Genomic DNA, 20,429 nt, shown 5'->3' with positions numbered 1-20,429 from the left:
TAACGTGAGACAAGTTATACATATCAATCATACACTTTTTGAAAGATAAACTTCACAGGAGGTAACCGATTGAAATGAAAGCTCTAGAACAGTATTTAACAGAGCACAAAGAAGACATTACACTCCAATGGCTGGAAACATGCACGTTAAAAGGAAGTTTGCTGTATTCTGCAAAAGATCAGCAAAAATTAGAACGAAAATTAAAAGAGCAGCATGAATCATTGGTAGCCATTGTAGCAAAATCCATTAGAAAAGAAGAGGTGAAGGATCAGCTTAACCAATGGTCACTTCAATGTGCCAGAGACCGTGCTGTTCATGAAGTGACCGTGACGGAAAGTGTCAGTCAGTTTAACGCTTTCAGGCACATCATGTGGCAATGGATTCAAGACTTCAGCGAAGCCGCTTCTTCCCAAGAAATCGGCATTCAGGAGATATTTGAGTGGAGCAAGATTTTGAATCAAACGATTGATGAGATTATCGAGGTATTTACAGAAGAATATCATCAGGTCACGGTGATCCAATTAAATGCGCAAAAAGAAATGATCAATGAATTGAGCGCACCGATTATGCCGATTTCTAAAGAGATTGGGATTCTTCCCCTTGTTGGTGAAATTGACACGTACAGAGCGAGAACCATTTTGGAATCCGTTTTGGCCCAATGCTCGGCGTTAAAGCTTTCATATTTATTTTTAGATATATCCGGTGTTCCCATCGTCGATACGATGGTTGCCTATCAAATCTTTAAAGTGATTGACAGCACCAAACTGCTGGGCATTGAGACGATTATTTCAGGAATCAGGCCTGAAATCGCCCAGACTGTTGTGAAGCTCGGATTAGATTTTTCGAATGTGAAAACAGAGCAAAGTCTTGCTAAAGCTTTAGCCAACAAAGGATTTAAGATAGAAGAATCTTAAGATGTCCCTTAAGGGATGTATTTTTTTTGAAGTACGTTCAACAATGAAGAGAAGCAACAGCTGAACAGCCTGTGCTAGGGCTATTCAGCTTTTTTTACTTCGATAAACAAAATATGGTGACTGTCGATGTCTTTTACCTTGAATGAGTAGCCGTCATATTCAATGACACTTTCAGGCTCGGCGTCTATGTTTTGTGTGAGAAACCAGCCTCCGAGCGTATCGACTTCAGCATCTGATAAATCAGTTCCAAGCAGGTTATTCACGTCACTGATTAATAACTTCGCATTTAATAAATAATGATCTTTTCCCAGCTCTCGAACATGAGGCACTTCATCTGCATCGAATTCATCACGTATTTCTCCTACAATTTCTTCAATAATATCCTCGCCGGTGATCAATCCTGAAGTTCCGCCATACTCATCAATAAGAATCGCCATATGAGTGCGTTCCTTTTGCATTTTGATGAGTAATTTGTAAATCGGAATGGTCTCAATGACATGAATGACGGGCTGTATGAAGGGTTCAATTTTGTGCTTCTGAAAAGAAAAATCTTTCGTCAGCAATGAAAACAGCACTTCTTTCATATTGATCACGCCGATGACGTTATCTTTATCTTCTTTTACAACCGGGTAACGGGTATATTTGGTCTGCTTAACCGTTTCCCGCATGCTTGGAATCGAGTCATCCTCAATAGACAAACTGACCATTTCGTTTCGCGGGACCATGATCTCCTTTGCCATTCGTTTATCAAATGTAAATATATTATTCATATATTTTAATTCGCTTTTTCTGATTTCTCCGCTTTTATAGCTTTCGGTCAACAGTACTCTAAGCTCTTCCTCCGTATAAGCCAGTTCATGCTCTGATGCCGGCTTCAGCCCAAAAAGTCCTGTGATCATTCTGGCAGACTGGTTAAGGAGCCAAATGAACGGAAACATGATTTTATAAAACCAGATTAATGGTTTCGCGAGCATCAGCGTAATGCTTTCTGCTTTTTGAATCGCGAAGCTCTTCGGTGCCAGTTCCCCGATGACGACATTTAAATACGTGACCACTAAAAAGGCGATAATAAGGGAAAGAAGATGGGTAAGCGACTCGTTTAAACCTGCCTTATGAAAGAGCGGACGAAGCAGAGTCTGTACAGTCGGTTCACCCAGCCAGCCGAGTCCTAAAGCTGCGACCGTGATGCCCAGCTGGCAGGCTGATAAATATTCGTCAAGATGAGTGACCACATGTTTTGCCGCTTTAGCGCCTTTTTTGCCTTTTGCGACAAGCTGATCAATTCTGGATCGTCGGACTTTTACGATCGAAAATTCTACGGCGACAAAAAATCCCGTTAACAAAATTAAAAACGCGACTGCTAATAAATTGATAAATTCCAAAATAAACTGCCTTCTCCAAGGAAGGCATGCACCTCCCTTTCCGATGTCTTTCTACATTCCATACCACCGGCAAAAGCTCACAAAACATGTGATGAAGTGCCTAAATGGTTTAGGAATGCTTCTCCTTGGGCAATTAAAGAACAAAAGAATAAAAGTCTGGAGGATCGTAACATGAAAGTACATACAGGTGGGGATTGGTTTTGGTACCAAATGGGGCCTCAGGAAAGAGATAAGGCAAGAGATCTGATCCATTTTTCTCATTGGCCGCAATGTGAAAAGTGGTTTGAAAATAATCATCATATTAACTTTTTGCGCGTGGATACAACAGAAGCTGAGAATGAAGCGGTATTTGGCTCGATCGTATATGATCAGGGGCTTGGCGAGGAAAAAGACCATACCGTTTTTCATTTCTATATTACTAGGCAATATTTTTTCACAATTAACTTTGATTTTGCGATTTTGGAGGGGATTAAGGGAAAACAAGTTGTCCAGCAAATGGAGAGAGCGGATAGTACCATGGAGGGATTTTTGATCCTTCTCGGCGAGTTAATGAATGCGTATTTAATCGGTGTAGATGAATTTGAAGTAAAGCTGAGAAAACTCAGATGGCAAATCAAAGACGACAATAGCAAAAGCATTTTAAACCGTGTTCATCTCCTGCACCATGAGCTGATGGTCTGGAAAAACTTAATCCTAAGCGCTAAAAAAATTGAAATGGCATTGAAAGAAACCTTTTTGCTCCAAAATGATAGTAAAAAGGTTTATCAGCGGATACAACTCAAAATTGACAGGGGGTTTACATACATCAGCGAATTTGAAGGGGAGCTTAATAGTCTGTTGCATTCAGAGGAAGTCATTACCTCTCACAGGGGAAATGAAATATTCAAAGCGCTGACCATTTTCACGACGCTTTTTACGCCGGTTACAGCACTCGGTGCCCTCTGGGGGATGAACTTTTCCGTGATGCCTGAGCTGAATTGGAAATACGGTTATGTCTTTTCTCTCTTATTGATTATCACTTCTACAGTCTTAATCTACCTATATTTGAAGAAGAAAGGCTGGACGGGAGATATGCTGCAGGAACGGAAGGATAAAAAGAAATCTCGAAAACGGCGGATACTGTAGAATGTTTCATTTTTTGTGCAGCGGATAAAGAATAAATAGAACACGGTAAAGGAGGAATTGAAATGAAAATAAGAGATATCATGACTGCGAATGTAGAATGCTGTGAGCCAACCGCATCAGTCACTGAACTAGCCAAAAAGATGAAAGACTCCAATGTCGGTTCTATTCCAATTTGTGGAAGCGGCAGACTTCAAGGCATCGTTTCTGATCGGGACATTGTCACCAGAAGCTTAGCTGAAGATCAAATAGAAGCGAAAGCAAGTGATATCATGAGCACCGAAATCGTTTCCGGTCATCCTGATATGTCTGCTGATGAAGCGAGTCAGCTCATGGCAGAGCATCAAATCCGCCGTTTACCGATTCTTGAAAATGAACGTTTAACGGGTATTGTTGCGTTAGGCGACCTTTCCGTTAAGAAAGACACAGACCAGAAAGCCGGAAAAGCATTAAGTGAAATTTCTAAATCAGCATAACAAACAGTTTGGAAGAGGTAACTGCCTCTTCCTTTTTATTTTGTATACAATAAACTGATTCGCCAATTTTAGAAAGCATCAAACTCCGATTTATAAATCCCTCTTTGGGTGCCAGAGCCGGACTGCGTACATCTGTCCATCAATCTCTTTTCAAATCCTTATTAAAATTGAAAATGATGTGATACATATAGCTGAATTTCTATTTTTGGTAGGAGCGAAATGTTTTTTTAGGTTGTAAATACATCAGAAAAACACATTTTCTTTGTTTGATTACCATGTCTTCTTTTTCTACAATACGCTTTGAAAGGAGAGGGAATCAAATTGGATTCGATAGAAAAAATAAGCAAAACTTTAATTGAAGAGGCATATAGGACGAAGGCCTCTGACATTCACATTGTGCCGAGGGAACGGGACGCAATCATTCATTTTCGGGTTGACCATGCATTGCTGAAAAAGCGAAACATGAAAAAAGAAGAGTGTGTAAGACTCATTTCTCATTTTAAGTTTCTCTCAGCTATGGACATAGGGGAAAGAAGAAAGCCGCAAAATGGATCTCTTACTCTAAAATTAAAAGAGGGTGACGTTCACTTAAGGATGTCAACGCTCCCGACAATTAACGAAGAAAGCCTCGTCATCAGAGTGATGCCTCAGTATAATATCCCTTCGATTGACAAACTGTCTTTATTCCCAAAGACAGGAGCCACCTTGCTTTCATTTTTAAAACACTCCCACGGCATGCTGATTTTTACCGGACCAACAGGCTCTGGGAAAACAACAACATTATATTCTCTGATCCAATATGCAAAAAAACATTTTAATCGAAACATTGTCACACTTGAAGATCCAGTGGAAACGAGGGATGAAGATGTTCTTCAAGTGCAGGTGAATGAAAAAGCCGGTGTCACATATTCCACAGGGCTGAAGGCTATTTTGCGCCATGACCCCGATATGATCATCTTAGGTGAGATTAGAGACGCTGAAACAGCCCAAATTGCGGTGCGGGCAGCGATGACTGGTCATTTAGTGCTGACGAGCCTTCATACGAGAGATGCGAAGGGCGCGATTTACAGGCTGCTTGAATTTGGCATTAATATGAATGAAATCGAGCAAACGGTTATTGCGATAGCGGCTCAGCGTTTAGTTGATTTGGCTTGCCCGTTTTGTGAAGACGGATGTTCATCAGTGTATTGCCGCCTGTCACGAAATGTCAGGAGAGCAAGCGTATACGAGCTGCTTTATGGGAAAAACCTTCAGCAGTGTATCCAGGAAGCGAAAGGGGACAATGCAAATTACCAATATCAAACGCTGCGTCAAATTATAAGAAAAGGGATTGCGCTCGGCTATTTAACGACAAACAACTATGACCGGTGGGTTTATCATGAAACAGATTAGAAGAGTTTGGCCGTTAAAGGATCAAGCCTATTTACTGAAAAGGCTGGGTGAAATGACAGCGGGCGGATACAGTCTTTTAGACGGATTGCGCCTGATGCAGCTGCAAATGAATAAAAGGCAGCTGGCGGACTTGGCTAACGCAATAAGCCGGTTGAGAGAAGGGGAATCGTTTTACCATGTATTAAAAAGCTTGTCATTTCATAAGGAAGCCGTCGGTAGTTGTTATTTTGCTGAAACACATGGGGAATTGCCGGCTTCCATGATTCAGAGCGGAGAGCTGCTGGAACGAAAAGCAAGCCAGGCAGAACAGATAAAAAGGGTGTTGCGATATCCTCTTTTCCTCATCTTTACCGTTGTTGTCATGCTTTATATGCTGCAAAACATCATCATCCCTCAGTTTTCCGGTATTTATCAATCGATGAATGTAGAAACGTCACGCACAACAGACATCATTTTTGCGTTTTTTCAGCACCTTGATGCTGTGTCCATATTAATGGCCATTTTGGCTGCAGGAATAGGTCTTTATTATTGGTTTGTGTTCAAGAAAAAATCCCCTGACCATCAAATGCTCATTTGCGTAAGCATTCCTTTGTTTGGAAAGCTGGTCAGGCTGTTTAACAGCTACTTTTTTTCTTTACAGCTGAGCAGTCTGCTAGCATCAGGTCTTTCTATTTATGACAGTTTGAAAGCATTTAGGCATCAAACGTTTCTCCCTTTTTACCGCCATGAAGCTGAACAAATGATTGAACGGTTAAAAGCCGGTGAAACCATTGAAGCTGCTTTATACAAACGGCCTTTTTACGAAAATGATTTTTCAAAAGTGATATCTCATGGCCAGCTAAGCGGCCGCTTGGATCGGGAACTCTTCACATACAGCCAGTTTATATTGCAGCGGCTTGAGGACAAGTCACAAAAATGGACAGGCATTCTTCAGCCCATTATTTACGGATTTGTCGCAGGGATGATTTTAATTGTTTATCTATCGATGCTCCTGCCTATGTATCAGATGATGAATCAAATGTGAAAGGAAGAGGCGGATGAATGAGAAAGGGTTTACACTTGTGGAAATGCTGATCGTGCTCTTTATTATTTCTATTTTGCTATTGATCACCATACCGAATGTAACAAAACATAATCAAACCATTCAGAAAAAGGGCTGTGAAGGCCTGCAAAACATGATAAAGGCGCAGGTAACAGCATATGAACTCGATCATGACGGGAAGACACCAAGCCTCGGCGATTTACAGGCAGAAGGTTATGTGAAAAAAGATGCGGTTTGTCCAAATGGAAAGCAAATTATCATTACCGGCGGGGAGGTTAAGGTTGAACATTAAATTAAAAGGGGAAGCTGGATTCACCCTTTTAGAAAGCCTGCTTGTTTTAAGCCTCGCCTCTATTATGCTGATTGCGGTGTTTACCACGCTTCCTCCTATTTATGAAAATACAGCATTACGACAGACAGTATCCCAGCTGAAAAACGATATTTTACTTTCACAGCAGACCGCAATTTCCAATCATCAAAGAACAAAAATTCTTTTTCAAGAGAAAAAATATCAATTAATCATAGGTGACACTGTTATAGACCGTACTTATCATAACGGGCTTTCGGCAGAGTTACTGACATTAAAAGACCGCTTGGAATTTAACGAGAAAGGGCACCCGAATATAGGCGGGAAAATCCGTATAAAAGGGCGTGCCGCCTATGACATAACAGTTTATTTAGGGAGCGGAAGAGTGAATGTGGAGAGAAAATAAAGGCTTTTCTACAATTGAAACAATGGCTGCCCTCAGCATATGGCTCTTTATGCTTCTGACGATCGTGCCGTTGTGGAACAAGCTGATAGCTGATGAACATATAGCGGAGTCGAGAGAAATGGGTTATCAGCTTGTCAATGAAAGCATAGGCAAATATATGCTTACAGGAAAAGGAAATTCGTCGCAAACTGTTTCGATGAACAATAGCAAATACTCGATGACATGGGAGGAGGAGGGAGAGTATCAAAACGTATGCATCACATCAGACGCCTATAAAGACAAGCCATTTTGCCTCAGCATTTTGCGGACAGACTGGCTATACGCTTCTTAATGTATTATTTTCGCTCTCTGCTTATTTGCTCATATCAGGATCGTTAGCGATATTCTTTCATCTATTTTTGTCACGTCAACAGGAGAATGAGGGCTTCATGCAGCGGGAATGGGTCATTTCGGTAGAGCAGATCATGAATGAGTGCAAGCAGTCGCAGACAGTGCAGACAGATGAGCATGGCAGCGTCTTAATCTGCAGAAATCTGTCAGGGCAAGAGGTCCGTTTTGAAATCTACCATTCAATGATCAGAAAAAGAGTAGACGGAAAAGGACATGTTCCGATTCTTGATCATATTAAAACAATGAAAGCCGGGGTTAAAAACGGGATGCTTTGGCTGAAAGTCAAGAATGAGAATGATAAAGAGTATCAAACCGCTTTTCCGGTATATACGTCGTTAGGAGGTGGGTGAATGTACTACTCAAAAGGGTTTATCTATCCGGCCGTTCTTTTTACATTTGCCCTTGTGATGCTGATTGTGAATTTCACCGCTCCTCAATTTGTTTCACGCCATATGTTTGAGAAGGAAACAAAAGAGTATTACACAGGAGAAAATCTGCTGCAAAATGGCGCGCTTCTATCCATCAGGCATATACTTGAGCACAGACCAGGCCGAAAGGGTTCACAGCAGTTTCAATATGGACATGTATCTTATGACATTCGCAAAAAAACCATAAAAGAACAGCAAGAAATCACTCTTAAAGCTATCACAGGGTCGGGAACAGAAAAAAGCGCTCAGCTGCTGTTCGATCAAAATCAGAAAAAACTGCTGAGCTGGACAGAATAAACCAGCGGTATGTGTATAAAAAAAGTCGTGTGAGCCAACACTTCATAATAACTGAATGATGAGGTGATCACGTGAAAACGAATGATTATGTCAAATATATGACTCAGCAATTTGTGAAATATATAGACACTCCGAAAGATGAGCGAAAAGAACGAAAAGAGGTTCGAAAAGAAACAAAAACTCCTGCTTCTCAGCATTGGTTCGGTATTTTACCTTATGGTTTTAGGCTATGGCTGAAAAGAAAAAAATAAATTGTACCAATATAACTAATAAGGTCCTTCACATGGAGGACCTTATTGATATTCTTCTAAAATTGCAATTTTATTCACCTTTTGACTATGAGGATCGAAAGAAATTGTGACAAACACGCCGAATTCCTTTGAGCCTTCTCTCAGGGTTAAATGATATTGCTTCACAGCTTCGTCTTTTCTTTTGCGGTCCCAAACTTTTTGTTTAACCAGTACTTGTGCGAGCGGGTACCTTTTTTTTGCTTCTTTTACAGCAAGCTCTTCCCATTTTGACATGTGGCGGGCGGTTACAAGCGGCCCTTCTTCTGCTTGAGCGGCACTGGTGCCGAAACCGAGAAGAGACAGACAAATCACACATTGTTTGATCATAAGCCGTCACCCTTTCTTTGTTGTTTATTATTGCCAAATGTTAACCGGATATGCGTTTAATTTCTCACATAACAATCCCAAAAAATTCTAAAAACTTAAAAAGGTGAGCAATATTGAGTAAGGCTATGCAATATGATGAAAACATTCTTTTAAACGAACAAAATGGCGGATTTTGGTGTTTTTAAATCCTTCAATCGTTGATTATACTCAGTTTGTGTGGTTCTTAAAAGAGAACGATTTGTCACATCAAGTTACAGTGTTTTACAGGGGGTAAGGTATGTTTCGATTGTTCCGCAATCAGCATAAGGCTAAGACAAAATTAAGAGTGCTGCTTGTTTTTCAGCTTTCAGCCATATTCAGTCTGACAGCCGCCATATGCTTACAATTTACCGGAGATACAAGCGCTGCTTTTTATGATATTGAAAACTTTGATGTTTCGCTTCAAACGTGTGAGAACTTTCAGCATACAGATAAAAACTGTCATTACGATAAACGGTGGGACCAAAGTGATTTACACGTGGTGAATCAAACAGATACAAAAGGTACTGTCTGTTCCCCTGTTCGTCTATTTGCCGAGCTGGAAAACAGAGGCGAGAAACTTAAGAAATCGAAATGGAAGTGGGAGCTTCATAAACTGGCAAACACCCGCAAACCGCTAAAAGACGGGAACGTAATAGATAAAGGATACGTTCCCACCCAAATAGGCAAATCACTTTACAAAATTGAAACAAATAAAAAAGTGAAATCCGGCATTTATGTGTTTAAAGTATATAAACCGGCCGGCTATCCGGCGGACGGCAGCAAGTCTGAGTGGTCGGAACCAATGACAATAGCGAAGTGTGACGAAAAACCGACAGCACCGAAAAAGGAAAGTCAGCCGGCTGTGAAAAATCAGCACAATCAAGCAGACAGTGACAGAAAAGACAAAACAGATAAAGAAAAAACAGCTGACAAAGCCGTAACTGAAGACAAAGAAAATCAACCAGTTCAGAAGGAAAGCGGGGAAGAGGATGAAGAAAGCATTAAAGCTGATCAGTAATATCCTTTACGTAATCATCTTTACTCTGATTATTGTGTTAACGCTAGTTGTCATATCAACACGTTCATCCGGGGGAGAGCCGGCAGTGTTCGGATACACGCTGAAATCAGTACTGTCTGGCTCAATGGACCCTGAATTTAAAACAGGCTCATTAATTCTCGTTAAAGAAATCACAGATGTGAAAGAGCTCCAAAAGGGCGACGTGATCACATTTATGCAGGATGCAGACACAGCGGTGACCCATAGAATTATTGATATGAAAAAGCAAGGCGATCATTTGTTATTCCAAACAAAAGGGGATAATAACGCCGCAGCTGATTCTGCGCCTGTGTCGGATGAAAATGTCCGCGCGCAATATACAGGTTTTCAGCTTCCTTATGCCGGCTACATGCTTCATTTTGCCAGTCAGCCGATCGGCACTGCTATTTTACTGATTGTTCCCGGCGTTATGCTGCTGATCTACTCCTTTGTGACAATCAGCAGTGCGATCAGGGAGATTGAAAGAAAGACGAAAGCCTTGGAAACAGAGACAAAGGACAATACGATGTCCACTTAACATCAGTTGTAAACCTGGCAACAGGTTTCGATAATATAATCATTCAATAAAAGGGGAGTTTACCATGGGTATGAAAAAGAAATTGAGTTTAGGAGTTGCATCAGCAGCACTAGGGTTAGCTTTAGTAGGAGGAGGAACATGGGCAGCATTTAACGACATTAAATCAACGGATGCTACTTTTGCATCAGGTACGCTTGATTTAGCAGCGAAAGAAAATTCAGCCAGTGTCAACTTATCAAATCTAAAGCCGGGAGATAAATTGACGAAAGATTTCCAATTCGAAAATAACGGCTCACTTGCGATCAAAGAGGTATTAATGGCGCTGAATTATGGAGAATTTAAAGCAAACGGCGGAAGTAATACATCCCCAGAAGATTTTCTCAGCCAGTTTGAGGTTACATTATTGACAGTCGGCAAAGAGGGAGGCAATGGCTATCCGAAAAACATCATTTTAGATGATGCCAACCTCAAAGACTTATATTTAATGTCCTCTAAGAATGATGCTGCGGCGACTGAAAAAATTAAAAAACGAATTGATCCTAAATTCTTAAACGCAAGCGGAAAAGTCAATATAGCGACAATTGACGGTAAAACCGCTCCTGAATATGACGGCGTTCCAAAAACACCGACTGATTTTGACCAGGTTAAAATGGAAATTCAATTTAAAGACGATAAAACAAAAGATGAAAAGGGACAAATGGTTCAAAATAAATATCAAGGCAACTCATTACAGCTTCAATTCTCATTCGAAGCAACACAGTGGAATGGCTTGACAATCAAAAAGGAACATACTGATAAAGACGGTTACATTAAAGAAAATGAAAAAGCGCATAGCGAGGATAAACATTAATAGAAAATAGAAAAAAGAGGTGGCTCAGTACATGCGTACTGAGCCATTCTTATGTTCATTGACAAAAGAGGAGTAAGTGCCTCTGCTCAGGCACTACTCCTCTTTTTGGGATTTTCTCCATTTTTGATAATCTAAAAATTCACGAAATTGTTTTTTCGATACCCCAGAAGTCATCGCATCGCGAACCAATTTCTCCCATTCACTATCTAATTGACCATCGTATTCGGTTTCATGTTTTTCATCAAGCAAAGTATGAACCGAGACGTCCAGAACAGCGGAGACTTTTTCGAGAAATTGAATGGAGGGGTTCGTTTGTAGATTTCGTTCTATTGAGCTTAAATAAGACTTCGCTACCCCAGCTTTTTCTGCTAGTTCTGATAGTGAGTAGCCTTTTTCTTTACGGTATTGTTTAATACGCTGGCCAATCAATGTCATCACCTTCCTTGTGATATTATAGCACATTCAGAAAGGATTTATGGTATGACTTCTGGCTGCCGGACCAGGATGAGCAGACTTTTTGTTTAAAAGTAAATATTTGCGTATTTCCTCAGGGCTGATATTTGCTTCTCTGGCTTCCATCATTAATTTAACCCATTCTTGATCTAATTCGAAGTGCTCTTGTTTTGCATTTTTCATGCAGTTTCTCCTCCTAAAATACTTGTTTATGTATTTCAGCCAGTCCGGCCATGACCATTGTACGCCTTCTGTGGTCTCTGGAAGTCATTTGCCAATTGAATAGCCAGAATTTTTTTCCAATATACCTTTATTATAATAGCATTTTTCCAAAAAAAACGAGAACGATGTCGAATCTGAAAAAAGTTAGCTCGAAATATTATTTTGCAGAAAAAATAATCCGCCATTCTCGATCTGAACTGATATCTTTGGTTGATACAAGGCTTTTAACGCCTGTTTTTCAAGGTGGTACTCTTCTGGTTTTTCTTCTGTATGCTCATAAAACTGATCAAGCAATTTCATATCATTTTGCCACCTGTTTACCGCCTGCTCTGCCCAGTCTGACGGTTCTTGCATAGCGGCTTGAGTAATGTAGCTCTCCATCCGCTTAAGACCGCTTTCAGGTTTAATCATAGGCGATATGGTGAAACAATAGTCACATATTTGTGATGTCAATGAAAGCTGTACGAGCTTACTTTGAAAATCTTCAATCATGGTTCCAGAGACAAGGTGAAGACCTAGTGACAATAGCTTATCCTTTTTCATGTCGGACTGGTATGAAATCATGACATTTATACCAAGCCAAGGCTGAAGCGGAATTTTCGCTCCGGCTGATTCAATTTTCTCATACATTCTGGTAAATCTCCCATTTTGTTTAACTGCTTTAAATATTTGAAAAAGGCGTGGCGCCCCGAAATAAATAAATTCGCCATCTAGGTCTTTTGGAGCAGATTCCTTATCTGTAATGAACGTCATTTTCATCGGATTCGGGTCGCCGCCGGTCTTCTCGCGCCAGTGCCAGTAAAAAGGCCGATTCATGATCTGTTTGTCCATTTCAACTGTAAGCTGAACCGTCATGTAACCGGGTCCTTGGTCGATGATCGGACAGCTGTTTGCCTGGAAAAAACGAAGCAGAAATTGGTGAACCTCTTGCTGTCTCACTTGTAAAACCTCCTTGCGGCTAAGAACCTCTTTTTTCAGCGGGCTGCTGTTTTTTATAAGACAAAAATGAGGTTAAGTTGTCCATTTTAATTTTCATTTCTTCTTCGGTTGCCGAATGGTACAAAATATCGTGCAGGTGCTCTTCAAAATTGTTGACTTGAATTTTTGTTAAAATGTCATCAAGCTCGCCGACCACTTTTTCAAATAAATGAATTTTTTCATATAAAAGCTTTAAAATATGCTCTTCCACTGTATGTTTGGTAGCCATGTTATAAATATGGACGTCACGCTCCTGCCCGAGCCTGTGGATTCTTCCGATTCTTTGTTCAAGCCGCATCGGATTCCATGGCAAATCATAGTTAATCATGTGATTGCAAAACTGCAGGTTGATCCCTTCGCCGCCTGCTTCAGTTGCAATCAGCACTTGAACCTTCCCGCGGAAAAGGTCCTTCATCCAGTCTTTTTTTCCGCGTTTAAATCCGCCTCTGAACGGCACAGAGCTGATGCCGTGTTGCTGAAGAAACCACTGCAGATAAATTTGAGTGGCACGGTATTCTGTAAAAATAATGACTTTATCGTCTATCTTTTTAATCAGATCGACGACTTGATTCGCTTTAGAATTTTGCGTCACTTGATTGATGCGGTCCATTAATATAGAAATGGTGTGTTCATCAATGGCTGGTGCCTGTTTTTCTTTTTGGTCGAGCATTTTTTTCAGTGTCATGTACACAGCTTCCCTGCTTGAACAGCATTCTCTTTGGAGTGTCATAATGGAGAACATGCTGGCCGGTTTGTTAATGCTTTCTTTCAGGCGGGAAATCTCATCGTAAAGCGCCTGCTCTGATGGAGAAAATTCAATCGGCACTGTTTCGACGCGGCGCTGCTTCCAATTCAGCCCGGTGTCATGCCGCCTGTTTCGAATCATGACTTTATTCACTAGATCTTTTAAATGATCATGTGCTTCTAAGCTGGATTTCTTTTTGGAAAACATTTCTTGAAAGTGATTTTGATTGCCTAAATGACCAGGCTTTAATAAGGAAACCAAATTGAATATTTCTTCAACCCGGTTTTGGATTGGCGTCGCAGTCAGCAGCAGGCAGTATTTTTTCACAAGATTCCGGACAAATTCATAGTTCTTTGTTTTGCTATTTTTCAGCTTGTGGGCCTCATCAATAATGACGAGATCATATGGGATTGACAGCACAATTTCCCGGTGGGGCGAGCGCTTTGCGGTATCGATGGAGGACACGACGATATCGCACTGCTCCCACACATAGCTTTTCTTTTGTTCAACAGCCGGAATCAAAAATTTTTCCTGAAGCTCTTTCACCCACTGCGAAACAAGAGAAGCTGGCACAAGGATCAGAATTTTTTTGGCTAACCCGCGAATCATATATTCTTTTAGAATCAGTCCGGCTTCAACAGTTTTGCCGAGCCCCACTTCATCTGCTAAAATCGCTTTTCCGTTCATTTTTTCAACAACCTTCTGCGCAACCTCAAGCTGATGGGGAAGCGGCGTGAAGGAAGGGAGATATAATGGGGCCCGCAAGCCTTCAAATTCAGGAATCGCCAATGTTTCCTGGATTTCTGATGAAAGCTTGTACAGCTCCCAGTTTGACCACGGACCGTCGTTTTTCAGTCTTTCGGCAAATTCTTCGGGCCATTTTGTGTCATATGTGATTTCTGCATTCATTGCTGTGAAACCGCCTTTCATATTCTTCAATTTTTTAAATGAACAATATAAGAAAAATCCGCCCAAATTGCTGTTGCCCCGCATATAGTGATGATGGTAGGATATGAGTATGTATTTGATGTAAGATATTGCTATAGTATGTCCATAACAGCATGAAAATATGAGCGAATGACAGCAAGGGGAGAGACCTGACCGAGAAAACCGGGATACAGGCGCCGAAGGAGCAAACTGCGGAGTGAATCTCTCAGGCAAAAGAACTCTTGCTCGACGCAACTCTGGAGAGTGTTTGTGTGAAATGCGCAAGCCACCAAAGGGGACGTCTTTGCTATTGCAAAGTAAACTTTCAGGTGCCAGGACAGAGAACCTTCATTTAATATGAGGTGTTTCTCTGTCCTTTTTTGTATGTTTTTTAGCTGCGCCGTTGAAAAAGGGGAGGAATTTGATGCTGAAAAGAACACCGTTATTTGAATTGTATAAGGAATATGGAGGGAAAACGATTGATTTCGGAGGCTGGGAGCTTCCTGTTCAATTTTCTTCAATCAAAAAAGAGCATGAAGCTGTCCGAACAGCAGCCGGGTTGTTTGATGTATCTCATATGGGGGAAGTCGAAATCACGGGGGATGACAGTCTGTCTTTTTTACAAAAGCTGATGACAAATGATGTATCCGCGTTAAAAACCGGCCGTGCGCAATATACCGCGATGTGCTATCCGGATGGCGGCACCGTTGATGATTTACTCATCTATCAAAAAGCTGAAAACCGCTATTTGCTTGTCATAAATGCTTCAAATATAGATAAAGATCTTGCTTGGCTCAAAGAACACGCAACAGGAGATGTCCAGATTGACAATTTGTCAGATCAGATTGCGCTTTTGGCCGTGCAGGGCCCGAAAGCAGAAACAATCTTAAAACATCTGACAGCTTCAGATGTGTCTGCTTTAAAACCATTTGCATTTATTGATGAAGCTAATATCAGCGGCTGCAAAGCACTCATTTCGCGCACCGGCTATACGGGTGAAGACGGGTTCGAAATTTACTGCCGTGCTGATGACGCCGTCCGAATTTGGAAACAAATCATTGAAGCGGGTGAAGAACACGGGCTTATGCCATGCGGGCTAGGGGCGCGTGATACACTCAGATTTGAAGCGAAGCTCCCGCTCTATGGCCAGGAGCTGACTCGGGATATCACGCCGGTTGAAGCAGGTATAGGATTTGCCGTAAAACACAAGAAAGAATCTGATTTTTTCGGGAAGTCTGTATTGAGTGAACAGAAAGAAAACGGGGCGAAACGAAAGCTCGTCGGTCTTGAAATGATTGAAAAAGGAATACCGAGACACGGATATGAAGTGTTTCAAAGCGGCAAGTCCGTCGGAAAGGTGACAACAGGCACCCAGTCACCGACATTGGGGAAAAACGTGGGCCTTGCCTTAGTTGATGCTGGAGCGAGTGAGATCGGAACTGTTGTAGAAGTGGAGATTCGCAAAAAATTAGTGAAAGCAAAGGTAGTTAAAACACCATTTTATAAACGCTAAAAATTTTTCTTTGGAGAGGGGTCAACACATGAAGCACCGCTATTTGCCCGCGACAGAAAAGGATAAACAGGAAATGCTTGATGCCATCGGCGCAAACACGATCGATGATTTATTCGCCGATATACCTGAGAACGTCAGATTCAAAAAAGAGTATCAATTCAAAAAGGCAAAATCAGAAACAGAATTAACAAAAGAACTGACAAAGCTGGCGTCTAAAAACTGTGATACCGTTCAATACGCATCTTTCTTAGGCGCCGGTGTATATGATCATTATCAGCCGGTTATTGTGGATCATGTCATTTCAAGGTCTGAGTTTTATACAGCTTATACACCATATCAGCCGGAAATTTCTCAAGGGGAGCTTCAGGCGATTTTCGAGTTTCAAACGATGATTTGTGAATTAACTGGCATGGATATCAGCAACTCTTCTATGTATGATGGCGGAACAGCCTTGGCGGAAGCTGCGATGCTTGCCTCCGGACATACGAAAAAGAAAAAAATTGTGGTGTCAACAACCGTGCACCCTGAATCGAGAGAAGTGCTGAAAACATATGCAAAAGGACAGTATATTGAAGTTGTTGAAGTCCCTGCCGCAAATGGAGTGACTGATCTTGATGCTTTGCGCGAAACCGTTTGTGACGATACGGCGGCAGTCATTGTGCAGTACCCGAACTTTTTTGGTCTGGTTGAGCCATTGAAGGATATTGAGCCGATCGCTCATCAGGGAAAATCCATGTTTATTGTCTCAGCCAATCCGCTTGCATTGGGACTTCTGACCCCGCCGGGCGCTTTTCAGGCCGATATTGTGGTTGGCGACGCACAGCCATTCGGGATTCCTTCCGCATACGGCGGACCCCATTGCGGATTTTTTGCCGTCACGAAAAAATTAATGAGAAAGGTGCCGGGCCGCCTCGTTGGACAAACGGAGGATGAAAACGGAAAAAGAGGTTTTGTGCTTACCTTGCAAGCCAGAGAGCAGCATATTCGCAGGGATAAGGCGACGTCAAACATCTGCTCGAACCAGGCTTTAAACGCACTGGCCGCTTCCGTCGCCATGACGGCTCTCGGGAAAAACGGCGTAAAAGAAATCGCCCGCCAAAATCTCTTAAAAGCCAATTATGCTAAGCAAGAAGCGAAAAAAGCGGGGCTCACCGTAATGTTTGACGGGCCGATGTTTAACGAATTCGTTATCAAACTAGATGAACCTGTGAAATCGGTAAACAAAAGATTGCTGACAAATGGAATCATCGGCGGCTACGATTTGGGTCTGACGTACCCGGAGCTTGACCGCCATATGCTTATTGCCGTAACAGAGCTGAGAACAAAAGAAGAAATTGACGCACTCATTCAGGAATTGGGGGATCGCCATGAATAATCAGGATCAGGCACTTATTTTTGAGCTTTCAAGAGAAGGCCGTGTCGGCTACAGTCTGCCGGAGCTTGACATACCGGAAATGGAAGTGGAGGACCTCTTGTCAGACAGCTATATCCGTGATGAGGACGCAGAGCTGCCGGAGGTTTCTGAGCTGGATATTATGCGGCATTACACAGCATTGTCCAGACGGAACCACGGGGTTGATTCGGGCTTTTACCCGCTCGGTTCCTGTACAATGAAATACAATCCGAAATTGAATGAAAAAATCGCGCGGATTCCCGGTTTTGCCGCGATTCATCCTCTTCAGGACGAAGACACAGTGCAAGGCGCTTTGGAGCTTTTATATGACTTAAGCAAGCATCTCGAAGAAATTACGGGAATGGATGAGGTCACGCTTCAGCCCGCGGCGGGGGCGCATGGCGAATGGACGGGACTGATGATGATCCGCGCTTATCATGAGGCGCGCGGAGATATGAAACGGACAAAGGTCATTGTCCCCGATTCAGCTCATGGGACAAATCCTGCGTCTGCAACAGTTGCCGGTTTTGAAACGGTGACGGTGAAATCGAATGAAAACGGGCTTGTTGATTTAGAGGATTTAAAAAGAGCGGTGAATGAAGAAACCGCAGCTCTTATGCTGACGAATCCGAATACACTCGGATTATTTGAGGAACAGATCACCGAGATGGCGGAAATCGTTCACCAAGCCGGAGGAAAGCTGTATTATGACGGCGCTAATTTAAATGCCGTGTTAAGTAAAGCGAGACCCGGTGATATGGGATTTGATGTGGTGCATCTTAATTTGCATAAAACCTTCACAGGGCCTCACGGCGGAGGCGGTCCGGGTTCAGGTCCGGTTGGCGTAAAAGAAGATCTGATTCCTTATCTGCCAAAACCCGTTTTAATCAAAAAAGAAGGTCGATTTACTTTTGACTATGACCGCCCTCACGCGATCGGCCGTGTTAAGCCTTATTACGGCAACTTCGGCATCAATGTCAGAGCATATACGTATATCCGCTCTATGGGCCCGGACGGGTTAAAGGCCGTTACTGAAAACGCGGTGCTGAACGCCAACTATATGATGAGAAAGCTTGCCCCTTATTACGATCTGCCGTTTGACCGCCATTGCAAGCACGAATTTGTATTGTCAGGGAAACGCCAGAAAAAGCTTGGGGTGCGTACGCTGGATATTGCAAAACGGCTGCTCGATTTCGGCTATCATCCGCCTACAATTTATTTTCCGCTTAATGTTGAGGAGTGCATCATGATTGAGCCGACAGAGACAGAATCCAAGGAAACACTGGATGCATTTATTGATGCTATGATCCAAATTGCGAAAGAAGCAGAGGAAACTCCGGAGCTCGTACAGGAGGCTCCGCATACAACAATCGTCAAAAGAATGGATGAAACAAAAGCAGCCAGACAGCCTGTACTTAGATACGAGAAAAACGTAAGCAGCGAACTTGTAAAATAAAAAAACAGCTGTCTGATATCAGACAGCTGTTTTTTTATTTTTTGGCTTTGATTTTTCCGCCCCATTTTTTAAAGCCGCCCTTAAGGTTATAAATCTCAGTGCAGCCGTTTTTGCGCAGGGTTTGTGCCGCGCGTCCGCTGCGGACACTGTTCTGGCAGTACAGATAGACAGGCTTGTCCGGCCGGATTTCATTTTTTCTCTGTTTCAGCTGAGAAAGCGGAATGTTGCGGGCGCCTAAAATATGTCCGCCATCAAATTCATTCGGTTCACGAACGTCGATAAGCTGCGCTTTGCGGTAACCAGCGCGGAATTCTTCTTCCGAAAGTGTTTTCATAATTCGCTGCTGATAGACATATGAAGCAATCATATAGACGATAAACGCAGCAAAAATAATTAAAACGATCATATTAGACAATGTGATTCTACTCCTTTAACGTATAAAATCAAAACCCTGCTTCTTTAAACAAGGGCATAGAGACGTTTTCGACAAATACTATTATAGTAAAGCACGGCGTGATTGTCATCCATAATGGAACTAAAATATTTTTCATTTTCCCGGCAGTTTGTTAAACTGATTCTATTAAAACGGTAAGGAAGGTCTCAAAATGGAAAAAGAAACTTGGCGGTTTATAGACTCAGGAAATGCAAGCCCGGCTTTCAATATGGCGCTTGATGAAGCGCTTTTATATTGGCACAGTGAAAAGAAAATTCCTCCGGTCATCCGTTTTTACGGCTGGAATCCGGCGACGCTTTCTGTAGGTTATTTTCAAAATATTAAAAAGGAAATCAATTTTGAAGCAGTACATAAGTATAATCTTGGATTTGTCAGACGCCCGACCGGAGGAAGAGGGGTGCTCCACGATCAGGAATTGACATACAGCGTAATCGTTTCTGAGGATCATCCGGAAATGCCGGCGACTGTAACCGAGGCATATCGGGTTATTTCAGAAGGCATACTTCAAGGCTTTAGAAATCTTGGTCTGGACGCTTATTTTGCCATTCCGAGAACCGAAAAAGAAAAAGAAAGCTTAAAGAACCCGCGGTCATCCGTTTGTTTTGACGCGCCGTCCTGGTATGAGCTTGTTGTGGAGGGGCGCAAGGTGGCGGGAAGCGCGCAAACGAGACAAAAAGGCGTCATCCTTCAGCACGGCTCCATTCTGCTTGATTTGGATGAGGACAAGCTGTTTGATCTGTTTTTGTATCCGAGTGAAAGAGTCAGAGAGCGGATGCAGCGCAATTTTAAAAATAAAGCGGTTGCGATTAATGAACTCACCGATCACCCGGTGACGATGGACGATGCACGCAAGGCTTTTAAATCCGGATTTGAAACCGGCTTGAATATTCACTTGGAGCCGTACGAATTATCCCAGGAAGAGCTTAATTTTGTTCAGGACTTGGCAGAAACAAAATATGCTTCTGATGAATGGAATTATAAGCGGTAAAAAGGGCTTTTTGGCCTGAAGAGCATCCTTGTTTTTTCAAGTTCATTAGTGTAAACTTGTAATGATTTATAAAGTTAAGGTG

Annotated in this window: 24 protein-coding genes, 1 pseudogene and 1 riboswitch; of the genes and pseudogenes, 18 read left to right on the top strand and 7 right to left on the bottom strand. The window is 42.1% G+C overall.

The genetic code is table 11. The features are described from left to right. The first annotated feature begins 74 nt into the window (after positions 1 to 74). A complete protein-coding gene (locus CJU60_RS06470) occupies positions 75 to 914 on the top strand; it encodes an STAS domain-containing protein (protein ID WP_024122051.1) in 840 nt (279 codons plus the stop codon). Between the two features lie 80 nt (positions 915 to 994). Here CJU60_RS06470 and CJU60_RS06465 read toward each other — a convergent pair. Next, positions 995 to 2,324: pseudogene (locus CJU60_RS06465) on the bottom strand (hemolysin family protein). Between the two features lie 143 nt (positions 2,325 to 2,467). Between CJU60_RS06465 and CJU60_RS06460 the strand changes: the two are divergent. The 10 genes from CJU60_RS06460 (at position 2,468) to CJU60_RS06415 (ending at position 8,407) form a co-directional block, all read left to right on the top strand. Beyond that, positions 2,468 to 3,421, top strand: coding sequence for a magnesium transporter CorA family protein (locus tag CJU60_RS06460; protein ID WP_095713277.1), 954 nt, complete (start codon positions 2,468 to 2,470; stop codon positions 3,419 to 3,421). 62 nt (positions 3,422 to 3,483) lie between these two features. Beyond that, the gene (locus CJU60_RS06455; RefSeq protein WP_095713276.1) at positions 3,484 to 3,894 is read left to right on the top strand and encodes a CBS domain-containing protein; all 411 of its coding nucleotides are present in this window, start codon (positions 3,484 to 3,486) and stop codon (positions 3,892 to 3,894) included. A 321-nt stretch (positions 3,895 to 4,215) separates the two neighbouring features. Next, positions 4,216 to 5,286, top strand: a complete 1,071-nt coding sequence (gene comGA / locus CJU60_RS06450) for a competence protein ComGA (protein WP_095713275.1) — start codon at positions 4,216 to 4,218, stop codon at positions 5,284 to 5,286. Next, positions 5,273 to 6,310 carry a competence type IV pilus assembly protein ComGB gene (gene comGB, locus CJU60_RS06445; RefSeq protein WP_095713274.1) on the top strand — a complete coding sequence of 346 codons (1,038 nt, stop codon included), beginning with the start codon at positions 5,273 to 5,275 and terminating at the stop codon, positions 6,308 to 6,310. The genes comGA and comGB overlap by 14 nt, the downstream gene beginning before the upstream one ends. 13 nt (positions 6,311 to 6,323) lie before the next feature. Continuing rightward, positions 6,324 to 6,620: a competence type IV pilus major pilin ComGC gene (gene comGC, locus CJU60_RS06440; RefSeq protein ID WP_010334925.1), complete on the top strand. Its 297-nt coding sequence runs from the start codon at positions 6,324 to 6,326 to the stop codon at positions 6,618 to 6,620. After that, complete coding sequence (gene comGD / locus CJU60_RS06435) at positions 6,610 to 7,041, top strand: competence type IV pilus minor pilin ComGD (protein WP_024122044.1); 432 nt, start codon at positions 6,610 to 6,612, stop codon at positions 7,039 to 7,041. Before comGC ends, comGD begins: the two co-directional genes overlap by 11 nt. Beyond that, positions 7,025 to 7,372: a competence type IV pilus minor pilin ComGE gene (gene comGE, locus CJU60_RS06430; protein ID WP_095713273.1), complete on the top strand. Its 348-nt coding sequence runs from the start codon at positions 7,025 to 7,027 to the stop codon at positions 7,370 to 7,372. The genes comGD and comGE overlap by 17 nt, the downstream gene beginning before the upstream one ends. A gap of 25 nt (positions 7,373 to 7,397) precedes the next feature. After that, positions 7,398 to 7,781: a competence type IV pilus minor pilin ComGF gene (comGF, locus tag CJU60_RS06425; RefSeq protein WP_038954226.1), complete on the top strand. Its 384-nt coding sequence runs from the start codon at positions 7,398 to 7,400 to the stop codon at positions 7,779 to 7,781. Further along, positions 7,782 to 8,156 (top strand): competence type IV pilus minor pilin ComGG, encoded by a 375-nt coding sequence (comGG, locus tag CJU60_RS06420; protein WP_095713272.1) that lies wholly within the window; start codon positions 7,782 to 7,784, stop codon positions 8,154 to 8,156. It begins immediately after the preceding gene. Between the two features lie 71 nt (positions 8,157 to 8,227). After that, positions 8,228 to 8,407, top strand: a complete 180-nt coding sequence (locus tag CJU60_RS06415) for a YqzE family protein (RefSeq protein ID WP_003236949.1) — start codon at positions 8,228 to 8,230, stop codon at positions 8,405 to 8,407. Between the two features lie 42 nt (positions 8,408 to 8,449). Here CJU60_RS06415 and CJU60_RS06410 read toward each other — a convergent pair whose 3' ends face one another. Continuing rightward, positions 8,450 to 8,773 carry a YqzG/YhdC family protein gene (locus tag CJU60_RS06410; protein ID WP_024122040.1) on the bottom strand — a complete coding sequence of 108 codons (324 nt, stop codon included), beginning with the start codon at positions 8,771 to 8,773 and terminating at the stop codon, positions 8,450 to 8,452. 277 nt (positions 8,774 to 9,050) lie between these two features. Between CJU60_RS06410 and tapA the strand changes: the two genes are divergently transcribed. The 3 genes from tapA to tasA all read left to right on the top strand — a co-directional run bounded on the left by tapA (position 9,051) and on the right by tasA (position 11,218). Further along, the gene (tapA, locus tag CJU60_RS06405; protein ID WP_095713271.1) at positions 9,051 to 9,812 is read left to right on the top strand and encodes an amyloid fiber anchoring/assembly protein TapA; all 762 of its coding nucleotides are present in this window, start codon (positions 9,051 to 9,053) and stop codon (positions 9,810 to 9,812) included. Next, positions 9,784 to 10,368, top strand: a complete 585-nt coding sequence (sipW, locus tag CJU60_RS06400; RefSeq protein WP_059293608.1) for a signal peptidase I SipW — start codon at positions 9,784 to 9,786, stop codon at positions 10,366 to 10,368. Before tapA ends, sipW begins: the two co-directional genes overlap by 29 nt. Before the next feature lie 64 nt (positions 10,369 to 10,432). Then, positions 10,433 to 11,218, top strand: coding sequence for a biofilm matrix protein TasA (gene tasA, locus CJU60_RS06395; protein WP_095713270.1), 786 nt, complete (start codon positions 10,433 to 10,435; stop codon positions 11,216 to 11,218). Positions 11,219 to 11,311: 93 nt separating this feature from the next. Here the strand turns inward: tasA and sinR are convergent, their stop codons facing one another. The 4 genes from sinR to CJU60_RS06375 form a co-directional block, all read right to left on the bottom strand. Further along, positions 11,312 to 11,647 carry a transcriptional regulator SinR gene (gene sinR / locus CJU60_RS06390; RefSeq protein ID WP_003226345.1) on the bottom strand — a complete coding sequence of 112 codons (336 nt, stop codon included), beginning with the start codon at positions 11,645 to 11,647 and terminating at the stop codon, positions 11,312 to 11,314. Positions 11,648 to 11,680: 33 nt separating this feature from the next. After that, positions 11,681 to 11,854, bottom strand: a complete 174-nt coding sequence (sinI, locus tag CJU60_RS06385) for an anti-repressor SinI (protein ID WP_095713269.1) — start codon at positions 11,852 to 11,854, stop codon at positions 11,681 to 11,683. Positions 11,855 to 12,037: 183 nt separating this feature from the next. Next, on the bottom strand, positions 12,038 to 12,832 hold the full coding sequence (locus CJU60_RS06380; RefSeq protein ID WP_024122035.1) for a YqhG family protein: 795 nt from the start codon (positions 12,830 to 12,832) through the stop codon (positions 12,038 to 12,040). Between the two features lie 19 nt (positions 12,833 to 12,851). After that, positions 12,852 to 14,525: a DEAD/DEAH box helicase gene (locus CJU60_RS06375; RefSeq protein ID WP_059293610.1), complete on the bottom strand. Its 1,674-nt coding sequence runs from the start codon at positions 14,523 to 14,525 to the stop codon at positions 12,852 to 12,854. A 168-nt stretch (positions 14,526 to 14,693) separates the two neighbouring features. Next, positions 14,694 to 14,795, top strand: a riboswitch (glycine riboswitch). Positions 14,796 to 14,967: 172 nt separating this feature from the next. Between CJU60_RS06375 and gcvT the strand changes: the two genes are divergently transcribed. The 3 genes from gcvT to gcvPB are packed head-to-tail and all read left to right on the top strand — an operon-like array spanning position 14,968 to position 18,905. After that, positions 14,968 to 16,056: a glycine cleavage system aminomethyltransferase GcvT gene (gcvT, locus tag CJU60_RS06370; protein WP_095713268.1), complete on the top strand. Its 1,089-nt coding sequence runs from the start codon at positions 14,968 to 14,970 to the stop codon at positions 16,054 to 16,056. A 28-nt stretch (positions 16,057 to 16,084) separates the two neighbouring features. After that, complete coding sequence (gene gcvPA, locus CJU60_RS06365; RefSeq protein ID WP_095713267.1) at positions 16,085 to 17,431, top strand: aminomethyl-transferring glycine dehydrogenase subunit GcvPA; 1,347 nt, start codon at positions 16,085 to 16,087, stop codon at positions 17,429 to 17,431. Continuing rightward, positions 17,424 to 18,905 carry an aminomethyl-transferring glycine dehydrogenase subunit GcvPB gene (gcvPB, locus tag CJU60_RS06360; RefSeq protein WP_095713266.1) on the top strand — a complete coding sequence of 494 codons (1,482 nt, stop codon included), beginning with the start codon at positions 17,424 to 17,426 and terminating at the stop codon, positions 18,903 to 18,905. The genes gcvPA and gcvPB overlap by 8 nt, the downstream gene beginning before the upstream one ends. A gap of 34 nt (positions 18,906 to 18,939) precedes the next feature. Here gcvPB and CJU60_RS06355 read toward each other — a convergent pair whose 3' ends face one another. Then, entirely contained in the window at positions 18,940 to 19,320 is a 381-nt protein-coding gene (locus tag CJU60_RS06355) for a rhodanese-like domain-containing protein (protein WP_095713265.1), read from the bottom strand. 190 nt (positions 19,321 to 19,510) lie between these two features. Between CJU60_RS06355 and lipM the strand changes: the two genes are divergently transcribed. Further along, entirely contained in the window at positions 19,511 to 20,347 is an 837-nt protein-coding gene (gene lipM / locus CJU60_RS06350) for an octanoyltransferase LipM (RefSeq protein ID WP_024122029.1), read from the top strand. Positions 20,348 to 20,429: the final 82 nt, after the last annotated feature.

This window comes from Bacillus sp. 7705b, from assembly GCF_002289525.1.
GTDB lineage: Bacteria > Bacillota > Bacilli > Bacillales > Bacillaceae > Bacillus > Bacillus halotolerans.
Note: the sequence above shows the minus strand (reverse complement) of the source record. Positions and strands in the feature narration are given on the sequence as shown.

Coding starts and splice junctions, on each gene's coding strand:
- CJU60_RS06470 (WP_024122051.1), top strand. CDS start 75: ATGAAAGCTCTAGAACAGTATTTAACAGAGCACAAAGAAGACATTACA.
- gcvPB (WP_095713266.1), top strand. CDS start 17,424: ATGAATAATCAGGATCAGGCACTTATTTTTGAGCTTTCAAGAGAAGGC.
- gcvT (WP_095713268.1), top strand. CDS start 14,968: ATGCTGAAAAGAACACCGTTATTTGAATTGTATAAGGAATATGGAGGG.
- sipW (WP_059293608.1), top strand. CDS start 9,784: ATGAAGAAAGCATTAAAGCTGATCAGTAATATCCTTTACGTAATCATC.
- CJU60_RS06460 (WP_095713277.1), top strand. CDS start 2,468: ATGAAAGTACATACAGGTGGGGATTGGTTTTGGTACCAAATGGGGCCT.
- CJU60_RS06455 (WP_095713276.1), top strand. CDS start 3,484: ATGAAAATAAGAGATATCATGACTGCGAATGTAGAATGCTGTGAGCCA.
- comGC (WP_010334925.1), top strand. CDS start 6,324: ATGAATGAGAAAGGGTTTACACTTGTGGAAATGCTGATCGTGCTCTTT.
- comGB (WP_095713274.1), top strand. CDS start 5,273: ATGAAACAGATTAGAAGAGTTTGGCCGTTAAAGGATCAAGCCTATTTA.
- comGE (WP_095713273.1), top strand. CDS start 7,025: ATGTGGAGAGAAAATAAAGGCTTTTCTACAATTGAAACAATGGCTGCC.
- comGG (WP_095713272.1), top strand. CDS start 7,782: ATGTACTACTCAAAAGGGTTTATCTATCCGGCCGTTCTTTTTACATTT.
- CJU60_RS06375 (WP_059293610.1), bottom strand. CDS start 14,525: ATGAATGCAGAAATCACATATGACACAAAATGGCCCGAAGAATTTGCC.
- gcvPA (WP_095713267.1), top strand. CDS start 16,085: ATGAAGCACCGCTATTTGCCCGCGACAGAAAAGGATAAACAGGAAATG.
- tapA (WP_095713271.1), top strand. CDS start 9,051: ATGTTTCGATTGTTCCGCAATCAGCATAAGGCTAAGACAAAATTAAGA.
- lipM (WP_024122029.1), top strand. CDS start 19,511: ATGGAAAAAGAAACTTGGCGGTTTATAGACTCAGGAAATGCAAGCCCG.
- tasA (WP_095713270.1), top strand. CDS start 10,433: ATGGGTATGAAAAAGAAATTGAGTTTAGGAGTTGCATCAGCAGCACTA.
- CJU60_RS06410 (WP_024122040.1), bottom strand. CDS start 8,773: ATGATCAAACAATGTGTGATTTGTCTGTCTCTTCTCGGTTTCGGCACC.
- sinI (WP_095713269.1), bottom strand. CDS start 11,854: ATGAAAAATGCAAAACAAGAGCACTTCGAATTAGATCAAGAATGGGTT.